Raw genomic sequence first — 24,602 nt, 5'->3', positions numbered from 1 at the left:
GACGCGAAGGCGTGGAAAGCGCGCCGAAATCGAGATGCTGGCCCTCGAAAACCTTCTGCGCCGATGCACGCCGTGAATCACCATTTAAGCGAAGCCGGCGAGCGCAGAACACCTGCATGGTCGTGTAGGACGCAGGCTGCGGCGAGGCAAGTCGAGTCGAGCGCGAGCATCGACGCGTGACGTCATTCACGCGATGCGGCGCAGAAATTGGGAGGAAACGAGGAAAGGCAGCCGGCGGGCATTTCCGCCGAGGGTGCGAACGTCAAAGACAAGGCAGGCGAGCGCGCGAAGAAAACGTTCGCGACAGGCGATCGACCGCCCTTACCTCGTCTCAGCGGGGCCGGCCGCCACGTCCGATGTCCTGAATACGCACGACGGCATTGCCGGCGGCATCGGTCTTTTCGGGGACCTTCCAGGCGTGACCGTAGACGAGTTCGAACGTCAGGGCGATGGTGCCGTCGCTACCACGCTGACGCTCCAGCGCCGCACGCAACGCCGCCAGCCGCGCCCGCCCCGTGAGCCCCTGACGACGCTCCGGCAACGGGTTCACGCCGAGCAGGCGCACGTCGCGCAATAACGTATCGGGCGATTCAAACGTCAGCGTGAGCCGCTCCATGTCGGTCACGGGCGTGTCGAATCCGCTCGCCACCATCATGTCGCCCAGATCGTGCATGTCCGTCGGCTCCAGCGCGTGCGGCAGGCTATCGACTTGCGCCCACGCGGCACGCAATTCGCGCAACGTATCCGGGCCATACGCCGAAAACATCAGCAGGCCGTCGGTCGTCAGCACACGATGCCATTCGGGGATCACGCGGTGCGGCTCGCGATACCAGTGAAGCGCGAGGTTCGACCAGACGAGATCGAACGAACGCGGCGCAAACGGCAGCGCCGCAAAATCGGCCTGCACCACACCGTAGGGGGGCGCGCTTCGCAGCAAACGACGCCAGCCCGTGGGTGCACGCGCTGCCGCAGCCGCCCTGGCCATCGCGAAGGACGCGTCGAGTCCCACGCAATACGCGTCGGGATAGCGCTCGCCGAAACTCAGCAGATCGCCGCCCGTGCCACAACCGGCGTCGAGCACGCGTTTCGGTTTGAGCTTGATGTAGTCGAGCCGGCTCGCCAGCCGCGACGCCACCTCCCGCATCAGGAAATCGGCGTCGTGCCAGTTCGGCGCGCGACGGTCGAAAGCCGAGCGCAAGAAGCGTGCAGGGAACGCGGAGGACTGGGTTTGGGGAGCGTCGGAGGGCTTCATGGGACAGGCGAAAAGACGAGTCGGCAGTATACTCGTTGCGGTCGGAGCGCATCGGGCACCGGCCAGCCGCCCGGGTATATCCAGTCACCGGCGCGACCAAGGTGAATGTGCGTTCGGATCGCCGCGGCTGCCAGCTCGCCGATGGCACTGTTCCGCCTTCTTCAGCCTTCTTCAGCCCTCTTCCACCTTCGCTCACATCCAACGCCGTGCCCCTGCTTCCCTTCCCTCTCCTCACACCGGCCCGGCTCGCGGGCAGACTGCTGCGCATGGCGTTGCCCGATCATTGCGCCGTCTGCCGCCGGCGCGCGTCGCGGCAGATATGCGAAGCGTGCGCGGCCGGCTTCGATGCGTCGCATGCCGTCATGCCTGCGCGATGTGTACAGTGCGCGATCGCGTTGCCGCGGCAGACGTTGGCGGAGGACGGAACGAGTGCGACAATTTGCCGCACCCCAACCTCAACGCTGTGCGGACAGTGCTTGACGTACCGTCCGGCATTCGACGCGGCCCTGACGCTCGCAGATTACGTCGCGCCGCTGGATACATTGATGATTCGTCTGAAATACCATGGTGCATTGCCGCTCACGCGAGAATTCGGCGAACGCCTCGGAGAGGCGCTCGCGGACCGCTTCCGCGATCACGAAACGCCGCTGTTGGTGCCCGTGCCGCTAGCGGCCTCGCGGCTGGCGTCGCGCGGTTTCAATCAGGCATGGGAGCTGACGCGTGTCGCCTCGCGCCGGGCGCGTCTGCCGTCCAGCGCGGACGTCCTGCATCGAGAACGGACCACGGCCGCGCAGCGACGCCTTTCCCGCGACGAGCGTCGACGGAATTTACGCGGTGTCTTCGTGGCCGGCGAGCGCGCGAAAGGTCGCCACATCGTATTGATCGACGACGTGATGACCACGGGCGCGACCTGCGACGCAGCCGCTGCCGCACTTAAACGGGCCGGTGCTGCCCATGTGCTTGCCGCCGTCGTGTTGCGTACGCCGCCAAACCACAACCGAACGGCGGCCAACGCCGCCCCGCCGGATCGCACGTCATCCTGACCACCTGGTTTGCCGTCCCATTCACCGGCTCATTGACTGCCCTATTCACTCTGTCCAGATCTTATGTTCAACGTCGTTCTCGTCTCTCCCGAAATCCCACCGAATACCGGCAACGTGATTCGCCTTTGCGCCAACACGGGCGCACGACTGCATCTGATCGAACCGCTCGGTTTTCCACTCGACGATGCGCGCATGCGGCGTGCCGGGCTCGACTATCACGAGTATGCGGAGATGAAAGTGCATCGGGACTGGGCGGCGTTTCTGGCATCGGAAGCGCCCGACCCTTCACGCATGTTCGCGCTGACCACACGCGGTTCCCGCCCATTCGGAGAGCTTGCGTTCTCGCCCCGCGACTGGTTCGTTTTCGGGTCCGAGACACGCGGCCTCGACCCGCAACTGCTCGACACGTTCGCGACAACGCAACGGGTGCGTCTGCCCATGCGCCCGGGCAATCGCAGTCTCAATCTGTCGAATACGGTCGCGGTCGTAGTGTTCGAGGCGTGGCGTCAGCAGGATTACGCTGGCGGATCCTGACTCGCGAGTTCGCGCTGGTAGGCAGCAAGCATCGCGTCGTCGAAGCACACAAACTCGACATGTTCGATACCCGGGTAGTGCGGTAGCGCATCGCGCACCGTGAACACCGCCAGCGGCACGGCGAGTTCCGCCGGGTACCCATAGACTCCGCAACTGATGGCTGGGAACGCGACGCTGCGGCACCCCTGCCCGGCTGCCAGACGCAGGCTTTCGCGATAGCAACTTGCAAGCTGTGCGGGCTCGTCGTTGGCCCCGCCATGCCAGACGGGGCCGACGGCATGAATCACGAACTTCGCCTTCAGGCGGAATCCAGGCGTGAGCTTCGCCTGCCCTGTCGGGCAGCCATGCAGCTTGCGGCAGGCTTCGAGAAGCGCTGGTCCCGCGGCGCGATGGATTGCACCATCGACGCCGCCGCCACCCAGCAGCGACTCGTTCGCGGCGTTGACGATAGCGTCGAGCGTGGATTGTGTGATGTCGCCCCGGGAGGCGTGAAGACGAACGTGAGACGGGAAACCTTGCGACATGGGCCTGACTCCGTTGTGCGTGTATCGACGACGGGATCGCCGCCGGGGGAATGCGCGGACCGGCGGGACGCCGGTGCCAACAGGTCAGCCCGGCTGGCCGTCGTCTTCGCGTTCTGCGCGGGCGTCGCGCCGCAGCAGCGCTTCGACCGCCGCACGAGCGGGCAGCCCATCGAACAAGGTTGCACACACGGCGTCGGTAATCGGCATTTCGACCCCATGCGCGCGTGCCAGATCACGGACCGCACGCGCACATCGTACGCCTTCCGCCACGTGCCCCAGCGATGCGAGGACTTCGTCCAGCGACTTGCCCGACGCGAGCTGCAATCCGACCGTGCGATTGCGCGAAAGATCGCCGGTTGCCGTCAGGATCAGGTCGCCCATGCCGGCAAGTCCCATGAACGTCTCGGGTTTGCCGCCCAGTGCCACGCCCAGTCGCGTCATTTCGGCCAGACCGCGCGTAACCAATGCGGCGCGCGCGTTCAGACCAAGTCCGAGGCCATCGCTTACGCCAGTCGCAATCGCAAGCACGTTCTTCACGGCGCCGCCAACTTCGACACCAACGAGATCGTTGCTCGAATAGATACGCAGGGCGCCAAAATGGCACGCTGCGATCGTCAGTTCACACAGGGTCGGGGCCGCACTCGCAATCGTCAGCGCGGCGGGCAGCCCTTGCGCGACTTCGCGCGCGAAGCTCGGGCCGGACAGCGACCCGCCGGCGACCGACGGGAAAACCTCGGCGACGATCTGATGCGGCAACAGGCCGGTATCGGCCTCGAAACCCTTGCACAGCCAGACCAGGTTCTGCGGCACATCGCCGGCCCGCGCCAGATGGCCGGCAAGCGTACGCAGACCCGCCACGGGTACGGCGGCAACGCACAAGGCGCGTTCGCCCGTGCCATGCGCCATCGCCGTCGCAAAATCGGACTCGAACCGCAAACGGGGGGACAGCGGGGAGCCGGGGAGATAAGCGGAATTCTCGTGGGTGGCGGTCAACTGTGTCATCAGCGCGGCGTCGCGCGCCCACAGAACGACGTCATGGCGTGCTGCCATGTGACTCGCCATCGCGGTGCCCCAGGCACCTGCACCGAATACGGCAATCTTCATGAGGGAGACCTCGACGCCATCACCGGCACAGGCGGGCCATGGCGTCGATGAAGCGCAAGCGCTTAGTGGGTCTGGGCGGACGAGCCGTCGGGCATCACGATGCCCGGGGCCGGCGTCTCGCCGTTGGCTGCCTGCTGCTCGGCCAGTTGCGCCAGGCGTTGCTCATACAGCGCCTGGAAATTCACTTCCGCCAGATGAATCGGCTGGAAGCCTGCGCGACTGATGGCATCGGCCACGTTCGCACGTAGGTACGGGTAGACGATCGTCGGGCAGGCAATACCGATGAGCGGATCGAGTTGCTCGACCGGCACGTTGCGGATTTCGAAGATACCGGCTTGCTTGCCTTCGACCAGGAACGCGACCTTGTCCTTGATCTTGGCCGTCACGGTGGCGATCACGGCGACTTCGAAGATTTCTTCGGCCAGGCGTTCTGCTGCCACGTCCAGCTGCACTTCCACGGTCGGCATCTCCTGCTCGAGGAAGATCGCGGGCGAATTCGGCTGCTCGAGCGACAGATCTTTCAGGTAGGCGCGCTGGATGCTGAAAAACGGCTGATTCTGGTCGGACATTTCGTTTCCTTGGAATGAAGACAGCCGCGCAGTGACGCGGCTGGACGTCTATTTTGCAGGCGGGATCAAGCCGCTTGCAAGAGCGGGGCGAGACCACCGGCACGATCGAGTGCCGAAAGATCGTCGTAGCCGCCAATATGACGCTCGTCGATGTAGATTTGCGGTACGGTGCGACGCCCCGTGCGCGTCATCATTTCCTCACGGCGGGCGGGTTCCTTGTCGATCAGAATCTTTTCGATCTCCTGAACACCGCGCTGGCGCAGCAGACGCTCCGCCATCTGGCAATACGGGCACACTTGCGTGCTGTACATCACGATCTTCGGCATGACAACTCCTGGATTACTTGACTACCGGAAGGCCGGCTTCCTGCCAGGCGGACACACCGCCCTGGAGGCTGAATGCCTCAGCATAACCAAGATTGCGAAGGAGCGTCTGAGCGCGCGCCGAGCGTTGACCGCTCTTGCAGACGATGAGGACCGGCGCAGCCTTGTTCTTGATGACGCCCGCGACCTTTTGTTCGACGTCGTCGAGCGGCACATTGCGTGCGGAAGGCAGGTGACCCGTGGCAAATTCCTCTGCCGTGCGGACATCGAGGACGACGGCGCCCTTACGATTGATGAGCTGGGTCGCTTCCATGGTCGACAGACCGCGACCGCCGCGCTTGAATACCGGCCAGGCCAGCATGCCGCCCGAAACGAGGGCGATCGCGATCAGCGCAAGGTTGGTGTAATCGGCAAAGAACTTCACAAACCACCTGAAAATAATCAAAAGAATCCGATCATTATAAAATATTCCGTGATTGCGCCGACGGGTGACGTTGCCAATCGTTGCGACAGACGTAGGCAGGCCCGTTCCCGGCGCCCCGAATCTGCCCGGAATTCCGCGTCAAACCCTTACCGGGCCTGGCTGCGCCGCCTGCAACGAATCGCTCGCTCCCCCGGCTGCCCCCGCTTTCCTACTCTGATTGAAGTTTGCTCATGTACAAGCTCGTTCTCATCCGCCACGGCGAATCGACGTGGAACAAGGAAAATCGCTTCACGGGCTGGGTCGACGTCGACCTGACCGAGAAGGGTGTCGCCGAAGCCGGACAGGCCGGCAAGCTGCTCGCCGAAGCCGGCTTCAGGTTCGATCTCGCCTACACGTCGGTACTCAAGCGCGCGATCCGCACGCTGTGGCACGTGCAGGACGCCATGGACCAGATGTGGATCCCCGTGGTGCACAGCTGGCGCCTCAACGAACGTCATTACGGCGCGCTCGCGGGCCTGAACAAGGCCGAGACGGCGGCCAGGTACGGCGACGACCAGGTGCACGTATGGCGCCGCAGCTACGACACGCCGCCGCCGCCGCTGGCCGCCGACGACGAGCGCAGCTCATTCAACGACCCGCGCTACGCCAAGCTCAAGCGCGAAGAGATCCCGCTCACCGAGTGCCTGAAGGACACGGTCGCGCGCGTGCTGCCGCTGTGGAACGAGTCGATCGCCCCGGCCGTGCGTGCCGGCAAGCACGTACTCATCGCCGCGCACGGCAACTCGTTGCGCGCGCTCATCAAGCACCTCGACAATATTTCGGACGACGACATCGCCGGTCTGAACATTCCGAACGGCACGCCGCTCGTGTATGAACTGGACGCCGAGCTCAAGCCGATCCGCCACTACTATCTGGGCGATCAGGACAAGATCGCCGGTGCGCTGGCCGCCGTGGCCGCACAAGGCAAGTCGAAGTAAGCGTCGGCTGACGTCTGCGCGGACCCGGCCCGGTGCCGGGTTCTCGCAGATGGCATTCTTCTCCGGCATCGCACGCCACGTCCCCGTCATTCGCGCCATATTTGCGCCATATTCACGCCATTCGCCGCGATCTCACCGCCCTCCCTTCGCCTTTCCTTCGCCTTTCCTTCGCCCCTTCGCGCCGCTGCCGCTCCACATCTCCGGGGAAATCCCTACGCCCGGCGCCGGGTCCGTAACAGGCGGTAACACGTTGCCGGGACATCGAGCGGCAGTGGCACGGCGCCCACCGGCACTCGCCAGATGACGTTCCGCCGCCGAAAGCAGCGCACTGTGGGTCGACGTTCGCCGAAATTCGCCAGGCGACTTCGCATCGAATGGAACTTTTCGTAGAACCACTCCGGAAAACTCCCTGTCGAATGGGCAATGTCCCCCCTGCGGGCAAACGGTTATACTTCGCCAAAGTGCGCGCGCCCATTGGCGTGCGCCCCAAAATTCCGGGAAATTCCACGCCTATATGCGCCAAACCCTCAAACACATCGGCCTGATCGTGCTGGGCCTCGCGACCGGTGCGGCTGCCACCCTCGCGTTCTCGCAGGCTTCCGCACAAAGCGCTACCACACCACTGCCGCTCGAACAGCTTCGCTTGCTCGCGGAAGTGTTCGGTCAGATCAAGCGCGAGTACGTGCAGCCGGTCGATGACAAGAAGCTGCTGAACGCAGCCATCAAGGGCATGGTGTCGAGCCTCGATCCGCACTCGTCGTACCTCGACAAGGACGAATACAAGGAATTGCAGGAACAGACACGCGGTCGTTTCGCAGGTCTCGGTATCGAGATCTCGCAGGAAGACGGCCTCGTGAAGGTGATCTCGCCGATTGAAGACAGCCCGGCATTCAAGGCAGGCCTCAAACCCGGCGATCTGATCACGCGTATCGACGACAAGCCCGTACGCGGCATGACACTCGATCAGGCAGTCAAACGTATGCGCGGTGCACCGGGCAGCAAGGTCACGCTGACGATCTTCCGCAAGTCGGAAGAACGCACGTTCCCGGTCTCCATCGTTCGCGCCGAGATCCGCGTCCAGAGCATCAAGGGCAAGCTGCTTGAGCCGGGTATCGGCTACGTGCGCATCACCAGCTTCCAGGAACGCACCGTGCCGGACCTGGCCAGGAAGCTCCAGGAACTGGCGAAGGATCAGCCGCTCAAGGGCCTGATCCTCGACCTGCGCAACAACGGCGGCGGCATCCTCCAGTCGGCGGTCGGCGTGTCCGCGGCGTTCCTGAAGGAAGGCGCCACGGTCGTCTCGACCAACGGCCAGATCAAGGACGCCAAGCAGGTCTATCAGGCGACGTTCGACAACTACCGCCTGTCGGACAGCCCGGAAGACCCGCTCAAGGGCGAAGCGCCGATCTGGAAGACGGTCCCGATGGTCGTGCTGGTGAATGCCTACTCGGCATCGGCCTCGGAAATCGTGGCGGGTGCGCTCCAGGATTCGAAGCGCGCCATCATCATGGGCAAGACGACGTTCGGCAAGGGTTCGGTCCAGACCGTGCGCCAGATGGGCCCGGACACCGCGCTGCGCCTGACCACGGCTTACTACTACACGCCGAGCGGCCGCTCGATCCAGTCCATCGGCATCAAGCCGGACGTGCCGGTCGACCAGAACCCGAAGGGTGACCCGGACGACGTGCTCGTCACGCGCGAAATCGATTACCAGAACCATCTGCACAACACGCAGACGCCTGACGAACAAAAGGAAATCGACGCCCGCGAAGCGCGCCGTCTGGAAGAACTGCGCCGCCTCGAAGAAGAGAACGCGAAGAAGACGCCGGAAGAGCGCAAGAAGGAGCGCGAAGAACGTCTGCCGGATCTGGGCAGCGCCGACGACTTCATGCTCCAGCAGGCTGTTCGCCAGATCAAGGGCGAGCCGGTCCAGCGCACGAAGTCGCGTCTGGAAGCCAACGCCGGCCCGCTGCCGAAGGACGCTGCAAAGGCAGCCGCGCCGGCGGCTGGCGCCAAGACGGACCCGAAAACGGACACCGTCGTCCCGGCCAAGCCGGCGGACAAGAAGTAAGCATCGGCTTTACACTACAAACCGTGCCCGCGAAAGCCGGCACGGTTTTTTTATCCCTTCCCGTTTTGCGATGAACGACGATCAGCTGCTGCGTTACTCCCGCCATATCCTGCTAGACGAACTCGGCATCGAAGGTCAGGAGCGTCTGCTGGCCGCTCACGCCGTTATCGTCGGCGCGGGTGGTCTCGGCTCACCGGCTGCGCTCTATCTGGCGGCAGCCGGTGTCGGGCGCATCACGCTGATCGACGACGATGTGGTCGATCTCACCAACCTGCAACGCCAGATCCTGCACGACACGCAGAGCGTCGGGCAGCCGAAGGTCGAATCGGGGCGCGCTCGCATCGCGCAGATCAACCCTGGCGTGATCGTCGACGTCGTCAACGAGCGTGTGGACGAAGCGCGGCTGAGTGCGCTCGCGCGCACCGCCACCGTAGTGCTGGACGGTTCGGACAATTTCGCGACGCGCCACGCCGTCAACCGGGCGTGCGTCGCAGCGGGCGTGCCGCTCGTATCCGGCGCCGCGTTGCGCTTCGACGGGCAAATCAGCGTGTTCGACGTGCGTAACGATGCGTCGCCCTGCTACGAGTGCATCTTCCCCGCGGACGAACCGTTCCCCGAACAGGCCTGCGCGACGATGGGCGTGCTCGCGCCGCTCGTGGGCATCATCGGCAGCATGCAGGCCGCCGAGGCCATCAAACTGATCACCGGCATCGGTACGCCGCTCGTGGGCCGTCTCCAGATGCTCGACGGCCGCAAGATGAGTTGGCATACCATGCATTGCGCCCGCAACCCGGAGTGCAAAGTCTGCGGACAGCGCCGCTGAACAAATGGGTAATGCCCGATGAAGAGCTCGGCGCCATCCCAAAAACAAGCGCAAAAAAGCGGACGCCCCTCAAGGGGACGTCCGCTTTTTCGTCTGCAGCAATATCCCCCTCTCAGGCCACGGCAAGGCGTGCCAACGCCGCCTGCATTTCCTCCGGCTCGGTCGCCGCGAGCAGTTCCTGGACCGGGCGTTCGAGATCGGGCAAATGCGCCCGCAGGATTTCCTGCTTGACCTGAAGCAACTGGCTCGGGTGCATCGAAAACTCCCGCAGCCCCATGCCGAGCAGCAACCGTGTCGCCGTCGGATCCCCTGCCATCTCGCCGCACACCGCGACCGGCACGCCGAACGCGTGGGCTTCGCGAATCGTCATGGCGATCAAACGCAGGACGGCCGGATGCAGCGGATCGTACAGATGGGCGACGGCATTGTCCGCCCGGTCGATGGCCAGCGTGTACTGAATCAGGTCGTTCGTGCCGATGGACAGGAAGTCGAGACGCTTGAGGAACATCGGCACCGTGAGCGCGGCTGCCGGCACCTCGATCATCGCGCCGAGTTTGACGTTCGGGTCGTACAGCAGGCCTGCCGTGTCCAACTGCGACTTGGCTTCGCGCACGAGTTCGAGCGTCTGATCGATTTCCTGGGCGTGGGCGAGCATCGGGAACAGAATCTGCACCTTGCCGAACGCCGAAGCACGCAAAATGGCGCGCAGCTGGGTGAGGAACATCCGCGGCTCCGACAGGCTCCAGCGAATCGCACGCAGCCCGAGCGCCGGGTTCGGCGCGGTTTCGTACGTCTCGTGGCTGTCGAGCGGCTTGTCGGCCCCCACGTCGATGGTCCGGATCGTGAGCGGCAGCCCCTGCATCGCTTCGACGGCGCGCTTGTACGCCTCGAACTGCGCCTCTTCCTCCGGCGCTTCCTCCTCGTTCATGAAGAGAAATTCCGTGCGGAACAGCCCGACCCCCACCGCGCCGGCTTCGACCGCCGTCCTGGCGTCTTCCGGCAATTCGATATTGGCGAGCAACTCGATGTGCGTGCCGTCGATGGTCTGCGCCGGCGAATGCTTGAGCCGCTGCAAGCGCCGCTCTTCGAGCGCGCGCTCGCTTTGCCGGTAGCTGTACTCTTCCAGCACGATCGGTGCCGGATCGACGATGACGATGCCATGATCGCCGTCGATGATGATGACGTCGTCCTGCTTGATGAGCAGACTCGCCTGCGCCACGCCGACCGCCGCGGGAATGCCGAGACTGCGCGCGACGATGGCCGTGTGCGACGTCTTCCCGCCAAGGTCCGTCACGAAGCCCTTGAACGTCTGCGACTTGAATTGCAGCATGTCGGCCGGAGCGATGTCGCGGGCCACGACGATCATGTCGTCGCGCGGCGTCTCGGCCGCCACGTGGCGCATGCCGGGGGCGCCCGCGAGCGCCTTGAGCACACGCTCGGTCACCTGTTCGATGTCGGCACGCCGCTCGCGCAGATATTCGTCTTCGATGTCTTCGAAGCGCGCGACAAGCACTTCGAGCTGTGTGGTCAGCGCCCACTCCGCGTTATAGCGACGCTCGCGAATGAGCTTGACCACCGCATCGACGAGCAGCGCGTCGTTGAGGATCAGCGAGTGGACATCGAGAAACGCGCCCATCTCGCCGGGCGCATCGTCCGGCAGTTCTTCCTTGAGCGTGTCGAGTTCTTGCTGGACAGTCGCCTGAGCGCTTTCGAAGCGCGCGATCTCGTCATCGATCTGGCTGGGATCGAGCAGATAGTGGGGCACATCGAGCGTGGCGGGCGCAAGCAGATAAGCGCGTCCGATCGCGATGCCGCGGGAAACGGGAATGCCGTGCAGGGTGAAAGACAAGGGAGTCTCCCCAGTTCAGAGGCGGTGATTCAACCGTAATCTGTGTGTTTGCTGTCGTTGCGGACAGGGAGCGGCGGTGCGGTGAAAGCACGGCCGGCATGACACGGCGCGCCTGCCGAGGCCGCATCGCCACAGCCGTGTGTTATTCCCCCTCGCCGAACTTGTTCGCAATGAGGTCGAGAATTTCCTGCATCGCCTGCGCTTCGTCCGAGCCTTCGGTTTCGACTTCGACCTTCGATCCGATCCCCGCTGCCAGCATCATGACGCCCATAATGCTTTTTGCATTGATGCGCCGACCGTTGCGGGTCAGCCAGACCTCACTCTGAAATTTCGCCGCCAGTTGCGTCAGCTTTGCAGATGCCCGGGCATGCAAGCCCAATTTATTTACGATCGTCGTTTCTTGTCGAAGCATGTTTCAGTGTGACGTAGTGTGTGTGGCCGGCGCACCCGCGCCGACTTCCAGAATACCTTTAGATCCACCCGCGAGCACCTTCTCCGCCAGCGTGTCGAGCGGCACCGAGCGATAGCACACCGCTTTGATGAGCATCGACAGATTCACCCCCGCGAGCACGCGCACTGTCGGCCCCACCAGTTGCGCCGCCACGTTCGACGGCGTCGCCCCGAACAGATCGGTGAGCACCAGCACGCCGTTCTCTTCGCGAAGTTGCGCAAGGCGTTCTTTTGCGACGTCTACGAGCGCCGCCGTGTCCTGGTCGGGAACGACGTCGATCGCGCCGATGCGCGACGGACACCCGCCGTAGATATGCGAAACGCACTCGCGAAGGGCCGAGGCCAGCGGTGCGTGGGCAATGATCAGAATTCCAGCCATGATGCTAGGTACGCCGGGCGCCGCGGGTGTTCGGGATACAAACACAACGGCGAACGCGAACCTGTCGATTTTGGGATTCTTATTTTAGCAGGCGCGCCAAAATCCCGAATTAATCCTGAAATTTCATCGGGTTAGGATCTATCCCAAACAGCATTGCCGGCAGGCTGGCCCTCAGATCGCCGGTGTCAGACAGCCAGTTCCAGCGCGTCGATAAACATCTTCGGTACGTCGAAACCCGTCTGCTCGGTGATTTCCTGGAAGCACGTCGGACTTGTGACGTTGACTTCCGTCAGGTAATCGCCGATGACGTCGAGGCCAACGAGCAGCAGGCCGCGTTCCCAAAGAATCGGGCCCAGCGCCTGCGCAATCTGCCGATCCCGCGCGGACAGGTCGCGCGCTTCGCCGAGACCGCCCGCCGCGAGGTTGCCGCGCACTTCGTTACCCTGCGGAATGCGCGCGAGCGAGTGCGGCACCACTTTGCCGCCGATCACGAGCACGCGCTTGTCGCCCAGCTTGATGTCGGGGATGAAGCGTTGCGCCATCACCGAGCGCGCGCCGTTCTCTCCCAGCATTTCGATGACCGACCCGAGGTTGCGGCCGTCCGGGCCAATACGGAACACGCCCGTGCCGCCCATGCCGTCGAGCGGCTTGTAAATCACGTCGCCGTGTTCCGCATGGAAAGCGCGCAGACGCGCCGCATCGCGCGTGACGAGCGTCGGCGCCACGAACTGCCCAAATTCGGCAATGGCCAGTTTTTCGGAATGGTCACGAATCGCGCTCGGCTTGTTGAAGACTCGCGCCCCGGCACGCTCCGCAATTTCGAGCAGCCAGGTGGCGTTGATGTACTCCATGTCGAACGGCGGGTCCTTGCGCATGAGTACCGCGTCGAACTCGGTAAGCGCGACCACACGCGTATCCACGACTTCGTACCAGACGCCGGCATCGCCGGTCAGACGAATTTCCTTCACGCGCGCATCGACCGTCGCGCCTTGCCACGCCATCTCGTGCGGCTCGCACGCGAAGATGCGATGCCCGCGACGCGCGCCTTCACGCATCATCGAAAACGTGGTGTCCTTGTAAATCTTGAATTGGTCGAGCGGGTCGGCGATAAAGAGAATCTGCATCGATCGGCGGGAGTCTTGGGGGTTCGGATGCACACACCGCAAGCTGCGGCGACAGGCATCTATTCTAGCCGAGGCATCGTTTTGCCGCTGCGCACCGCGTCGGCGAGTGCCGGGGCTGCGCTGAAGGCGGAAAATCAGCGTGGGTGTGCGTTTGCGCCCATCGCGCCGCCGCCAAGACCGAGCAACAGCGGCGCATCGCGCACCGGATCCAGGCGCGCGCGCATGAGCGACAAATGCGTCTTGAGCGTCTGGGCGCCGATCGCACACGCTTCGCGCGTCTGTGCGCGTGACTGACCAGCGAGCAAACGCATTGCAATCTCCCGCTGCACGGGCGTAAGCGCCGTCCTCCACAAACGCTGCAACAGCCGGACGGCGGGCGGCACGGCGAGGTGCAGCGCGACGCGCACGCGCTCCGTGGCGCTTCCCCCCATGCCGCATAGATGGGTGGCGTGAAGATGCAGCGTGCCGCCCGGCACCGGCACGCGCGCGCCGACCTGGGCGCCTTGCGGCGGATGAGAACCCGGATGGCGTGTCAGTTCGTCCGCAAGACGCTGGCACGCCCGCACCACGACACAGGCGTCCGTCCATGCCTGTCCAGGCACCGGCTGCCAGACACGGCGCATGAGCGCCAGCGCCGCGGGGTCGGCCCACTCCGGTTGGCGACGATGCCACACGAGCATGCCTGAGATGTCGCCGCAGATCGCACTCACGCTATCGATGGCATTCGCACCACCGCTGGCGTCAGGCACATGGCCCGCCGTTGCCGGCACGGTGAGCGCCAACGGTGGGAAAAACGGGAGCGACGGGAAAGATGCAAGATCGGGGAGGGGCGAGCGTTCGGGCGCCGTGCCGAACTCTCCGGCCGCCATTTCGAAGGCATCGATTTCGCGCGACGTGAAGGCGGGCCGTCCGTCACCTCGCGACACCAGCAAACGCAAGGCGCCAATAGGGGCCGTGCCCGCCGCGGTGCCATCGTGGCAAGCACCGGACACGTCGGCGGTCCGCGCCATCGGCAGCACACAGACGTCGAGCACCTCGCTGCCCGGCAGGCAGGCGTCAAGCGCCGGGGGACGGCGAAGCATTGCCACATCGGGACGATGGCCCCCCCGCCGCGCATGTCCGCGCAGCACCCGGGCGCCGGCCAGCGACTGTTGCAACTCGGTCATCGACGGCATCGTCCAGCCGCACGCGGCGAGACGCTCGCAGGCGAAGACGGGCGCCTGGGGCGCATACCAGCAGGTGGCGCCTGTCGTTCCGGCGTCGGCGACCGGGCCGCCCGCCTCACCTGCGTCGCCCATCTCGCCCGGCAGGTGACACCAGAGCGCCGCCACGCCGTCCGCATCCAGCCAGCGCCGCAGCGTCTCCAGCCAGAGCGGCAGATAACCGAGTATCGAGCCCGGCAACTGATGGAGTTGACGAAGGCATGTGCGCAAATCGCCCTGCATCCGCATGTCTCTCCCCCTCCACGGCGACTTCGGGGATCGCCGAGGAAATTTCTTATTCCACTTGAATACCAACGGGCATCCCCCATTCGGGGGATGTTGGACGCGTCAAACCGCCTCATCATCGCTTCATGGCTGACGCGAACCCGACGACGGATCGGCACAGTACACCGATCCGTCGGACGAAGGGAATGCGCAGGAAACCAGTTTGCGGGGGGGACCACTCAGGAACGCCCCGATTTCCGGCCGTTGCATGAGGCGGCCGGTAAATGTGACGCCCGGCTAGTCGGGGGGCCAGCCGGGCGTCTTTTTCTTTTCGCTTCTCAGGGCGGGAAGCGCGCGAGACCACCGCCACACGGACACGGTCCCACTTCAAAATCAGAAACTTCTCAAAGCATCGCCGAAACCGAAAGTACGCGGCATACCGTCACTCCGCGCCACGGTCGGTGCCTACGGCGGACACGCCTCAATACGTTTCCGGGTCCGGATCGGTGCGTTCGAGTTCGACCGATGCCGCCAGCAGCGCCAGACGCGCCACCACGCCGTACATGTAGAAGCGATTGGGGGGTGCCGCGCCCGGTTTGGCATGAACGTCGGGCAGCGCGGTGTGTTCGAACGCAAGCGGCACAAAATGCATGCCCGGGGCGTTCAGATTCTCGTCGGTGCCGCGTCCGGTATGTACGCGATAGAAGCCCCCCACGACGTAGCGATCGATCATGTAGACGACGGGCTCGGCCACGGCTTCGTTGATACGCTCGAATGTGTAGACACCTTCCTGCACGATCACGTCGTGGACTTCGAGCCCCTCCTTCACCACGCTCATCTTCGTGCGCTCGCGGCGATTGAGGTTCTTGATCTCGGCGGCGTCGCGCACCATCATCACGCCCATGCCGTAGGTTCCCGCATCGGCCTTGATGACGACGAACGGCTTCTCCGTGATGCCGTATTCGCGGTATTTCTTGTTGATCTTCTTGAGTACCGCGTCGACCGTGTCGGCGAGTTTCTCCTCGCCCACACGCTCGTCGAAGTCGATGCCCTCGCACTTCGCGAAGTACGGGTTGAGCATCCATTGATCGACGTCGATCATCTTCGCGAACTTCTTGACGATATCGTCGTACGCCGAAAAATGCTGACTCTTGCGACGCATGGCCCAGCCGGCATGCAGCGGCGGCAGCAGGTACTGCTCGTGCAGTCCTTCGAGGATCGGCGGAATACCGGCGGACAGATCGTTATTGAGCAGGATCGAACAGGGGTCGAAGTTCTTGAGCCCCAGACGTCGCGGCGTGCGCTCCAGCGGTTCGATGACCACATGCTGCCCGTCGGGCAGTTCGATGGTCGTCGGCTCGGCGATGTCGTCCGACAGACTGCCCAGGCGCACATTCAGGCCGGCATGACGCATGATCGTCGACAGCCGAGCGATGTTCTGCAAGTAGAACGAGTTACGCGTATGACGTTCGGGAATCAGCAGCAGGTTCTTGGCGTCGGGGCAAATCTTCTCGATGGCTGCCATCGCGGCCTGCACGGCCAGCGGCAGTACCTCGGGCGCCAGATTGTTGAAGCCGCCGGGAAAGAGATTGGTGTCGACGGGAGCGAGCTTGAAACCGGCATTTCGCAAGTCGACCGAACAGTAGAACGGCGGCGTATGTTCCTGCCACTCGAGCCGGAACCAGCGCTCGATGGCGGGCGTCGCATCGAGAATCTTCTTTTCCAGGTCGAGCAGAGGGCCTTTCAGGGCCGTGACGAGATGCGGAACCATGCTTCTCTCATATCCAGATGGAATATCGATTGTAGAGCATCCGCCCGGCCGTCCCGCCGTTTGCCATGCCCCGCGAAGGGGCTCCGGCCGGGAAACCGCGGCGCAACGCTGCGGTGAGAGGACATGGGGACGAAACAGGGAATCGCAAGGCAAAAAAACGGGCACCCGAACGGGTGCCCGCGCAATGCCGGTGCCGGCTGTCCGTCCGGCCACCAGCGACTCCTTTCGTCGGCCCGGCCAGCGCCGGGCAATTTCTTGCCTGGGTCCGCGCAAATCAGTTGTGGTAAGCCGATTCGCCGTGCGAGGTGATGTCCAGACCTTCGCGCTCTTCGTCTTCCGGCACGCGCAGCCCCAGCAGGATGTCGGCGATCTTGAAGGCGATGAAGGCGACCACACCCGACCACACGAGCGTGGTCAGCACGCCCTGAAACTGAATCCAGACCTGACCGGCAATCGAATAGTCCTTCGAGACGGCATTGGCCACGTAGTCGTAGATGCCCGTACCGCCGAGCGACGGTGCAGCGAACACGCCCGTCAGAATGGCGCCGAGCATGCCGCCCACGCCGTGCACGCCGAACACGTCGAGCGCGTCGTCGGCCTTGAGCAGGCGCTTCAGACCGTTCACGCCCCACAGGCAGATCAGGCCGGCCAGCAGGCCGAGCACGATCGAGCCCATCGGCCCGACGAAACCGGCAGCCGGCGTCACGGCCACCAGACCGGCCACCGCTCCCGAGGCGCCACCGAGCATCGACGGCTTTCCCTTGCCGATCCACTCACCGGCCGTCCACGACAGCGTGGCCGCGGCGGTAGCGAGCAGCGTGTTGACGAACGCAAGTGCCGCGCCGCCGTTGGCTTCCAGCCCCGACCCGGCATTGAAACCGAACCAGCCGAACCAGAGCAGCGAGGCACCGATCATGGTCATGGTGAGCGAGTGCGGCTTGAACGCTTCCTTGCCGAAACCCACGCGCTTGCCGACCATGTACGAGCCCACCAGGCCGGCGATGGCCGCGTTGATGTGCACCACCGTACCGCCCGCGTAGTCGAGCGCGCCCTTCTGGAACAGCCAGCCGGCGTGTGCATTGGCGGCGTCGGCGGCAGCGGCGTCGGTATACGCGTCCGGCCCCGGCCAGAACCACACCATGTGAGCCATCGGCAGGTACGAGAACGTGAACCAGATCACGGTAAAGAGCAGCACGGCCGAGAACCTGGCACGCTCGGCGAACGCGCCGACGATCAGCGCACAGGTAATCGCGGCAAACGCGGCCTGGAACGCCATGTACGCATACTCAGGCACATTCACGCCCTTGCTGAAGGTCGCGGCGACCGAGTCCGGCGTCATCCCCTTCAGGAACAGACGGTCGAAGCCGCCGAAGAACGCGCCGCCCTCCGTGAAGGCGATGCTGTAGCCATAGATCGCCCACAGCACGACCACGAGCGAGAAGATGATGAAGCACTGCATCAGCACCGAGAGCATGTTCTTCGAGCGGACCAGACCGCCGTAGAACAGGCCCAGGCCGGGCAGCGTCATGAGAATGACGAACGCGGTGCAGGTGAGCAGCCACGCCGTATCGCCCTTGTTCGGCGGAACGGGTGCGGCGGCGGCAGGCGCTGCGGCCTGAGCTGCCGGTGCGGCCGCAGGCGTTGCCGTCGCGGCGGCCGGTGCGGGCGCGCTCGCCTCGGAAGCGGCGACGGGCGCGGAAGCGTCCTGCGCGAGCGCGGCGGTCGAGCCGAGGCCCACGGCACCCGTAAAGGCGACGGCGAGCAAAAGTTTGGCAAGCAGTTTTTTCATGATTGTTGTCTCTTATGTAGGACCGTTACAGCGCGTCTTCGCCGGTCTCTCCAGTACGGATACGGACCACGTGTTCGACGTTGGACACGAAAATCTTGCCGTCGCCGATCTTGCCGGTGCGAGCGGCCTGCTCGATGGCGTCGATTGCCTGATCGAGCATGGCGTCGCCGATTACCGCCTCGATCTTCACCTTCGGCAGAAAGTCGACGACATATTCTGCGCCGCGGTACAGCTCGGTATGGCCTTTCTGACGGCCGAAACCCTTGACTTCGGTTACCGTAATACCGGCCACGCCGATGTTCGAGAGGGCTTCGCGCACCTCGTCGAGCTTGAAGGGTTTCACAATTGCGGTAATCAGCTTCATGATGAGTCGCTCCTTAGAATGTCTTCGACAGCCCTACGACGACCGTCGCCTTCGAGAGCACCTTGCCGGAATTCGCGGCGGTGTAGTACTTCTCGTCTGCGTTCGTATCGACGTAGGAGACCGACACGCTGAAGTTCTTGCCCAGGTCCTTCGTCAGCCCGATCTTCCAGTCGGTGTAACTTGCTGCGCTGAAGTTATGCACCCACTGATGGCCCACGTGCCCCACGGCCGACAGCCCCCAGAAGCCGATATCGTAAGTGCCCGTCAGATCGAGATAGCCGCTGTTGGACGTATCCTGGCCGTCCGGGCTCACAAGACCGAACAGACGGGTCAATGCGTGCGAGTACTTCAGCGTTACGGTTTTCCAGCCCACGGCGGCATACAGCTCGAACGTATGCGGCCGCGGATAGAACTGCCCGGACGGATAGGTGCCCGGGTAGTAGTACTGCAATCCGCCGAAATCGACGGTCCAGTCGGGAATGATCTCCTTCTTCCAGCCGCCGTAGAAATCCATCTCGATGGGCGCGCTCACTGCCGAATTCCCATCCGAGATCCAGCTGATGTTCGACGCCCAGACGCCGGCATACAGACCGGACTCGTGCGCGATGTCGAAACCGCCCTGCACCGCCGGACGCTTGCCCGTTTGCGAAATACCGCGGAAGCGGTAATCGGAGAACAGGCCGATGTTTGCGGTAATGGTCAGCGGCTCGGCCGCGGCAGCCGCAGCGGCTGCCGGTGCAGCGCCCTCCGCGCCCGCCTGCGCGAATGCGCCCGCCGACACCGTCATTGCACCGAAGAACACAACACCAGCCATTGCGGTCGACACCGCTGTTGACACTTTATTCATCACTTTCCCCTAAGTTGATCATTCAACGTCTTGGTACAGCGTGCGGCAGGTTCCGAACGAGTAGAGCAACTCCCGTGCCAGGTCCTTCGACCGCGCTCGCTGCGACGCGCAAGATACGAATTTCGGGATAAAAAATTGGCAAAATTCCGAGGGGGGCGACGTGGGCCGGCGACACACAGAGAACAACGAAGCCCGGCAACGGGAGTCAAAAAGCGCATCGGAGAGCCGTCGGGCGGACCGCTTGGCTGGCTGGGCGTAAAAAACGGTGTTAGAGTTGCGCCAACCGTTGAGGTCGAGATTGGATGCACCACCATGCACCGGTCCGATCGGCACGGCAAAGCACATTGACGGTGCAGGCACCACATCGGTGCAGAGATTTGATGAAAGGAAGGCTTATGAAACCGAACGAGATCCTGCAAGACATGCAAGCCAAGGTGAGCGAGATGCTCAAGCAATCGCCCGCGAAGGATATCGAGCGCAATGTCAAAAGCCTGCTCAATCAGGGCTTCACCAAACTCGATCTGGTGACGCGCGAGGAATTCGACGTGCAGGCTCAGGTACTCGCACGTACGCGCGAGAAGCTCGAAGCACTCGAGAAACGGGTGGCCGAACTCGAAAGCCTGCGCAGCGAAGCGCAGGACTGACGACTCCCAGGGGCGCGAAAGCGCCCCTTGTTACATCTGCGGCGCCCTCTCACGCCCCTCGCGCCCCTCACGCCTCTCGCGCCGCTCACGCCTCTCACGCCTCTCACGCCTCTCGCGTCCCTCACGCCCCTCACGCCTCTCACGCCTCTCACGCCCTCCCGCTTCCTCTCCTTCGTTTCGCCCCTTACCTCCGGCCTCGCATCTCCTCCCTCCCCGCTTCGGTCGTCGTCATATCTCACAGATTTCCGACTCGCTATCGGAATCATCCTATCCGGCACACAGCGCTTTCCGGCGCGGCATCGCTACCGATCCGAAAACCGCTCCAACACGCTGCATTTGTGCCACCGGGCGTTGCGCAACGCCGGGGGTTGGCGCGACGATCATTCCCGTCGACAGAACACGTCATGCACGTTGCGAGATAGGGGGAGAGAAGTCATGTCATTGGCAGTTGTCAGCAGCCGGGCGATTACCGGGATGGCGGCGCGTCCGGTCACGGTGGAAGTGCATCTGGCGAACGGCTTGCCCGGCTTGTCGCTGGTCGGTCTGCCCGATACGGAAGTCAAGGAAAGCCGGGAGCGCGTGCGCTCGGCCTTACAGAACAGCCGCTTCGAATTTCCGGCCCGGCGCATCACCATCAATCTGGCCCCGGCGGATTTGCCGAAGGCGTCGGGCTGCTTCGATCTGCCGATTGCGCTCGGCATTCTGGCCGCGAGCGGTCAGTTGCCTGAGGCCGGGCTGCGTACGCACGAGTTCGCGGGAGAGTTGTCGCTTACCGGCGAACTGCGCCCGATACGCGGCGGACTGGCCATGGCAAGTGCCATCGCGGCGGAGCCGTCGGCACGAGCGCTAGTACTGCCAACGGGCAGCGCGCATGAAGCCGCGCTGGTGGAAGAAGCGACGGTCTACGGCGCATGCACGCTGCTCGATGTCTGCGCTCACCTTGCCGAGCCGGACGTCGCCACACCGTTGCCGCGCGCAGCCGTGCCGCGCGCGCTGGGATGCGAAACGGCATCGGCCGTCGAACAAACGGCGGACATTGCCGACATGATCGACATCAGGGGGCAGTCGCACGCCAAGCGTGCGCTTGAGGTAGCGGCGGCCGGCGGACATCACATCCTCTTGCACGGACCTCCGGGCACTGGCAGGTCGATGCTCGCCATGCGGCTGCCAGGACTGCTGCCGTCGTTGAGCAAGGCGCAGGCTGTCGAGACGGCAACGCTCGCGAGTCTCAGCACGCAAGGCTTCGACATGCGGCATTGGGGACGTCGCCCATTCCGCGCGCCGCATCACACGGCGTCGGCGGCAGCGTTGGTGGGCGGCGGGAGTACGCCGCGCCCGGGCGAGATCAGTCTCGCGCACCGGGGCGTGCTCTTTCTTGATGAGTTGCCGGAGTTTCAACGCAGGGTACTCGAAGTGCTGCGCGAACCGCTGGAACTCGGACATGTGACGATTTCACGCGCTGGCTCACACGCAACGTTTCCGGCTGCTTTCCAATTGGTCGCCGCGATGAACCCCTGCCCCTGTGGCGATTTCGGGCACCCTTCACGAAACTGTCGCTGTACCGGCGAGGCCGTGGCGCGCTATCGCAACCGTCTTTCCGGGCCGTTGCTCGATCGCATCGACTTGCATGTCGAGGTGCCCGCGCTGGATGCGCAGACGTTCGCCGCACCGGCCTCGGGCGAGCGCAGCGCCGACGTCGCGGCACGTGTCGGACGCGCGCAGGCGCGGCAGCTTTCGCGTCAGGGACGGCTAAATTGCGGTCTGTCGAGCCGTGCGCTCGAAACGCAATGTCCGCTCGCGCCGGAAGCGAAGGAGGTGCTGCATCGCGCGGTGGCCCAGCATCATTGGTCGGCACGCACCTATCACCGGGTACTGCGTGTGGCGCGCACCATTGCCGATCTCGCGGGGCACGATGCCATTGGCGTTCCGCAGATTACCGAGGCAGTCCAGTATCGAGAGATAACGATTTCATGAGCCTGTCCAGCGTCTCGGCGTCCTGGCGTCCTGGTGTCCTGGTGTCCTGGTGTCCTGGTGTCCTGGTGTCTTGGTGTCTTGGTGTCTCGGCGTCGGTACGTCGGTACGTCACTCCAGCGTGAACGAATCGAGAAACTGTTCAACCTGCTCCTTGCCCGGCGCCTTTGTCGCCATGACGACGACCTGATAGACGTGATTGCCACGGCCGACAAAGCGTGCGGACACGTAGCGCTCGACCTTGTCGCTCGCGACGCCCTGCGCCGAGACAGCCAGCCCGGGAAGCGGGGGCGCATCGCCCGCCTGACGCACCATCACCTGGGTGGGCGCCGCCGTACTCTCGTTCACGTTGGCAAGCAGCCCGTGCTGCAACTCGTCGACAACGGTCTGACGCAGCGTGGCATCGTCGTTGGGCAGCGTGACCACGCCCACTGCGAACAGCGCAGCATCGACGCGCGCGGCCTGCATGCGCATCGGCAACGGCCCCGAAGCGAACCTCACTTCGCGCGCGTCTTGCGTCGGCTTGGCGGGATAGGTCACGGCGTATGCCCCCTCCTTGTCATGGACCTCGCGCCAATCGTAACGGGGAGAGCAGGCAGCGAGCACCGCCGTCGCGGCAAGCATTGCGCAAACATGGACAACGCGATTCATGGACATAAGGGAAATCGAGGGGCCGGGGACAGGGAAGCCACCATTATCCGCCATGCGTTGCCACCGGAAAAACGGCGGGCGCCCGTTCCCGGTATGATCGTCGGCATGACAACCAACCGCCTTCGTTCCCGTGCCGGCCTTGCCGACCTTGCCGACCTTGCCCGGCTTGCCCGCCTTGCCCGCAATACCTCGACGGTGCTCGTCCGGACTCTCGGACGCACGGGTCTCACGGGTCTCGCGGGTCTCGCGGGTCTCGCGGGTCTCGCGGGTCTCGCGGGTCACACGGGTCACACGGGTCACACGGGTCGCACGGGTCGCACGGGTCGCACGGGTCGCACGGGTCGCACGGGTCGCACGGGTCGCACGGGTCACATCGGACATATGAGGTCCCCGGGTTGGCAAACGCATCGCACTAATCGCGGTGATCGCACCGATCAAACGGATCGCAGAACGCTCTTGAGTCTTACGGGACACGCGGGCCTCATGGCACTGATCGGCGCCGCCGCCATGGGCACGGCAATTGCCTCGCCCATCACGAGCGCCGCCAACATCACGAACGCCACAAGCGCCACGAACTTCATCGGCACAGCTCAGGCCGGGGGCGAACTCGCGCAGGCGGCCGGCGTCACGTACCCGCACGAAGGCGCCGCAAGCCCACCGCTCAACGGCAAGACCGCTGTCCGGCAGCAGGCCGCTGTGCCGCTGGCCACCGACTTCGAAGCCCACGCCCGGCGTGCGGCGTCTCTCGACGTCCCGCTGATCGTCCTGGTCTCGCTACGCGACTGCGTCTATTGCGGCCCCATCCGTCAACGCGAACTCGCGCCGCTGGTACGCGGCGGCAAATACGAAGTGCGGGAGATCGGCATGGACAGCACCACGCCCGTGCGCGACTTCGACGGCACCACGACCACCGGCGTGGCCTGGGCGCGCGCCCATGGCGTGAAGGTTTCGCCGACAGTTTTGTTTCTCGATACGCGTGGCTACCCCGTCGCCGCCCCATTGATCGGTGCCGGACTGCCCGACTTCTACGGCGCCTATCTTGACGAGGCCATCGCCCGTGGCCGCACGCGTTTGCACCCCGGCGGCGGGGCCACGGCACGCTGAGATTCGGAGTAGAATCGACGTCGAATCGTCCCCCCCAATCTCCACACGGCTGTGTCATGAGCGCTACGACCTCCCGCAAGTCCCCTCTCGGCAAGATCGTCGCCATTGCGATCGTCGTTGCCGTGGCTATCGCCGCCTATTTCACATTCGCCGGTCAGAAGCGTGCGCCGGAGGCCACCTTCACCCTGCTCTCCGGTCAGAAACTCGGCCCCGAGCAACTCAAGGGCAAGGTCTATCTCGTGAACTTCTGGGCCACGAGTTGCGTCACGTGCATGAAGGAAATGCCGACGATGGTGAAGACGTACGAGAAGTACAAGGGCCAGGGACTCGAATTCGTTGCGGTCGCCATGAGCTACGATCCACCAATGTACGTGATGAATTACGCGCAGACGCGTCAGTTGCCGTTCAAGGTCGCCATGGATTCGGATGGCAGCGTCGCCAAACAATACGGCAACGTTCAACTCACGCCGACGACCTTCGTCGTGGATCGCAACGGCAAGGTACTCAAGCAGTACGTCGGCGAGCCCGAATATGCCGAGCTCGACAAACTCATCGAAACGGCACTCGCCAAACAGGCGTAACGCCCCG

Annotated in this window: 25 protein-coding genes; 9 read left to right on the top strand and 16 right to left on the bottom strand. The window is 64.1% G+C overall.

The genetic code is table 11. From position 1 onward, the window contains the following. Nucleotides 1–331: 331 nt before the first annotated feature. Entirely contained in the window at nt 332–1,252 is a 921-nt protein-coding gene (locus AB870_RS02370; protein ID WP_047906789.1) for a methyltransferase domain-containing protein, read from the bottom strand. A gap of 476 nt (nt 1,253–1,728) precedes the next feature. Between AB870_RS02370 and AB870_RS02365 the strand changes: the two genes are divergently transcribed. Next, nucleotides 1,729–2,295 carry a ComF family protein gene (locus AB870_RS02365; protein ID WP_053059533.1) on the top strand — a complete coding sequence of 189 codons (567 nt, stop codon included), beginning with the start codon at nt 1,729–1,731 and terminating at the stop codon, nt 2,293–2,295. Nucleotides 2,296–2,358: 63 nt separating this feature from the next. Continuing rightward, the gene (trmL, locus tag AB870_RS02360) at nt 2,359–2,829 is read left to right on the top strand and encodes a tRNA (uridine(34)/cytosine(34)/5-carboxymethylaminomethyluridine(34)-2'-O)-methyltransferase TrmL (protein ID WP_047906788.1); all 471 of its coding nucleotides are present in this window, start codon (nt 2,359–2,361) and stop codon (nt 2,827–2,829) included. Here trmL and AB870_RS02355 read toward each other — a convergent pair. The 5 genes from AB870_RS02355 to AB870_RS02335 all read right to left on the bottom strand — a co-directional run bounded on the left by AB870_RS02355 (nt 2,811) and on the right by AB870_RS02335 (nt 5,773). Then, entirely contained in the window at nt 2,811–3,353 is a 543-nt protein-coding gene (locus tag AB870_RS02355) for an O-acetyl-ADP-ribose deacetylase (RefSeq protein ID WP_047906787.1), read from the bottom strand. The genes trmL and AB870_RS02355 overlap by 19 nt on opposite strands. 84 nt (nt 3,354–3,437) lie before the next feature. After that, nucleotides 3,438–4,457: an NAD(P)H-dependent glycerol-3-phosphate dehydrogenase gene (locus tag AB870_RS02350; RefSeq protein ID WP_047906786.1), complete on the bottom strand. Its 1,020-nt coding sequence runs from the start codon at nt 4,455–4,457 to the stop codon at nt 3,438–3,440. A gap of 62 nt (nt 4,458–4,519) precedes the next feature. Continuing rightward, complete coding sequence (secB, locus tag AB870_RS02345; protein ID WP_010804753.1) at nt 4,520–5,026, bottom strand: protein-export chaperone SecB; 507 nt, start codon at nt 5,024–5,026, stop codon at nt 4,520–4,522. A gap of 65 nt (nt 5,027–5,091) precedes the next feature. Next, the gene (gene grxC, locus AB870_RS02340) at nt 5,092–5,352 is read right to left on the bottom strand and encodes a glutaredoxin 3 (RefSeq protein ID WP_047906785.1); all 261 of its coding nucleotides are present in this window, start codon (nt 5,350–5,352) and stop codon (nt 5,092–5,094) included. 13 nt (nt 5,353–5,365) lie between these two features. Further along, nucleotides 5,366–5,773, bottom strand: coding sequence for a rhodanese-like domain-containing protein (locus AB870_RS02335; RefSeq protein ID WP_047906784.1), 408 nt, complete (start codon nt 5,771–5,773; stop codon nt 5,366–5,368). Nucleotides 5,774–6,003: 230 nt separating this feature from the next. Between AB870_RS02335 and gpmA the strand changes: the two genes are divergently transcribed. From gpmA to AB870_RS02320, 3 genes are all read left to right on the top strand, one after another. Next, the gene (gene gpmA / locus AB870_RS02330; RefSeq protein WP_047906783.1) at nt 6,004–6,750 is read left to right on the top strand and encodes a 2,3-diphosphoglycerate-dependent phosphoglycerate mutase; all 747 of its coding nucleotides are present in this window, start codon (nt 6,004–6,006) and stop codon (nt 6,748–6,750) included. Between the two features lie 514 nt (nt 6,751–7,264). Beyond that, entirely contained in the window at nt 7,265–8,821 is a 1,557-nt protein-coding gene (locus AB870_RS02325) for a S41 family peptidase (protein ID WP_047906782.1), read from the top strand. A 70-nt stretch (nt 8,822–8,891) separates the two neighbouring features. Next, complete coding sequence (locus AB870_RS02320; protein WP_047906781.1) at nt 8,892–9,644, top strand: HesA/MoeB/ThiF family protein; 753 nt, start codon at nt 8,892–8,894, stop codon at nt 9,642–9,644. Nucleotides 9,645–9,756: 112 nt separating this feature from the next. On the opposite strand, the gene ptsP is transcribed toward AB870_RS02320, so the two are convergent. The 9 genes from ptsP to AB870_RS02275 all read right to left on the bottom strand — a co-directional run bounded on the left by ptsP (nt 9,757) and on the right by AB870_RS02275 (nt 19,644). Further along, complete coding sequence (gene ptsP, locus AB870_RS02315) at nt 9,757–11,493, bottom strand: phosphoenolpyruvate--protein phosphotransferase (RefSeq protein ID WP_047906780.1); 1,737 nt, start codon at nt 11,491–11,493, stop codon at nt 9,757–9,759. A 142-nt stretch (nt 11,494–11,635) separates the two neighbouring features. Continuing rightward, complete coding sequence (locus AB870_RS02310; protein WP_047906779.1) at nt 11,636–11,905, bottom strand: HPr family phosphocarrier protein; 270 nt, start codon at nt 11,903–11,905, stop codon at nt 11,636–11,638. A gap of 3 nt (nt 11,906–11,908) precedes the next feature. Further along, a complete protein-coding gene (locus AB870_RS02305) occupies nt 11,909–12,322 on the bottom strand; it encodes a PTS sugar transporter subunit IIA (RefSeq protein ID WP_047906778.1) in 414 nt (137 codons plus the stop codon). Between the two features lie 185 nt (nt 12,323–12,507). Next, on the bottom strand, nt 12,508–13,446 hold the full coding sequence (gshB, locus tag AB870_RS02300) for a glutathione synthase (RefSeq protein ID WP_047906777.1): 939 nt from the start codon (nt 13,444–13,446) through the stop codon (nt 12,508–12,510). Nucleotides 13,447–13,580: 134 nt separating this feature from the next. Then, complete coding sequence (locus AB870_RS02295) at nt 13,581–14,897, bottom strand: helix-turn-helix transcriptional regulator (RefSeq protein ID WP_157112207.1); 1,317 nt, start codon at nt 14,895–14,897, stop codon at nt 13,581–13,583. A gap of 457 nt (nt 14,898–15,354) precedes the next feature. Further along, complete coding sequence (gene gshA / locus AB870_RS02290; protein WP_047906775.1) at nt 15,355–16,644, bottom strand: glutamate--cysteine ligase; 1,290 nt, start codon at nt 16,642–16,644, stop codon at nt 15,355–15,357. Nucleotides 16,645–16,918: 274 nt separating this feature from the next. Next, nucleotides 16,919–18,433 (bottom strand): ammonium transporter, encoded by a 1,515-nt coding sequence (gene amt, locus AB870_RS02285; RefSeq protein WP_047906774.1) that lies wholly within the window; start codon nt 18,431–18,433, stop codon nt 16,919–16,921. Between the two features lie 25 nt (nt 18,434–18,458). Then, complete coding sequence (locus AB870_RS02280) at nt 18,459–18,797, bottom strand: P-II family nitrogen regulator (RefSeq protein ID WP_047906773.1); 339 nt, start codon at nt 18,795–18,797, stop codon at nt 18,459–18,461. Nucleotides 18,798–18,810: 13 nt separating this feature from the next. Continuing rightward, nucleotides 18,811–19,644 (bottom strand): TorF family putative porin, encoded by an 834-nt coding sequence (locus AB870_RS02275; protein ID WP_047906772.1) that lies wholly within the window; start codon nt 19,642–19,644, stop codon nt 18,811–18,813. A gap of 395 nt (nt 19,645–20,039) precedes the next feature. Here AB870_RS02275 and AB870_RS02270 point away from each other — a divergent pair, with 395 nt between their 5' ends. After that, on the top strand, nt 20,040–20,288 hold the full coding sequence (locus AB870_RS02270) for an accessory factor UbiK family protein (protein WP_157112206.1): 249 nt from the start codon (nt 20,040–20,042) through the stop codon (nt 20,286–20,288). 435 nt (nt 20,289–20,723) lie between these two features. Continuing rightward, nucleotides 20,724–22,262 (top strand): YifB family Mg chelatase-like AAA ATPase, encoded by a 1,539-nt coding sequence (locus AB870_RS02265; RefSeq protein WP_047906770.1) that lies wholly within the window; start codon nt 20,724–20,726, stop codon nt 22,260–22,262. 108 nt (nt 22,263–22,370) lie between these two features. Here the strand turns inward: AB870_RS02265 and AB870_RS27015 are convergent, their stop codons facing one another. After that, on the bottom strand, nt 22,371–23,291 hold the full coding sequence (locus AB870_RS27015) for a hypothetical protein (protein WP_237170027.1): 921 nt from the start codon (nt 23,289–23,291) through the stop codon (nt 22,371–22,373). Nucleotides 23,292–23,393: 102 nt separating this feature from the next. Between AB870_RS27015 and AB870_RS27010 the strand changes: the two genes are divergently transcribed. Further along, complete coding sequence (locus tag AB870_RS27010) at nt 23,394–24,014, top strand: thioredoxin domain-containing protein (RefSeq protein WP_157112205.1); 621 nt, start codon at nt 23,394–23,396, stop codon at nt 24,012–24,014. A gap of 56 nt (nt 24,015–24,070) precedes the next feature. Beyond that, nucleotides 24,071–24,595: a TlpA disulfide reductase family protein gene (locus tag AB870_RS02250; protein ID WP_047906769.1), complete on the top strand. Its 525-nt coding sequence runs from the start codon at nt 24,071–24,073 to the stop codon at nt 24,593–24,595. Nucleotides 24,596–24,602 lie beyond the last annotated feature (7 nt).

The organism is Pandoraea faecigallinarum (assembly GCF_001029105.3).
GTDB classification, from domain to species: Bacteria; Pseudomonadota; Gammaproteobacteria; order Burkholderiales; family Burkholderiaceae; genus Pandoraea; species Pandoraea faecigallinarum.
This window is presented reverse-complemented; position numbering and strand designations above follow the sequence as displayed.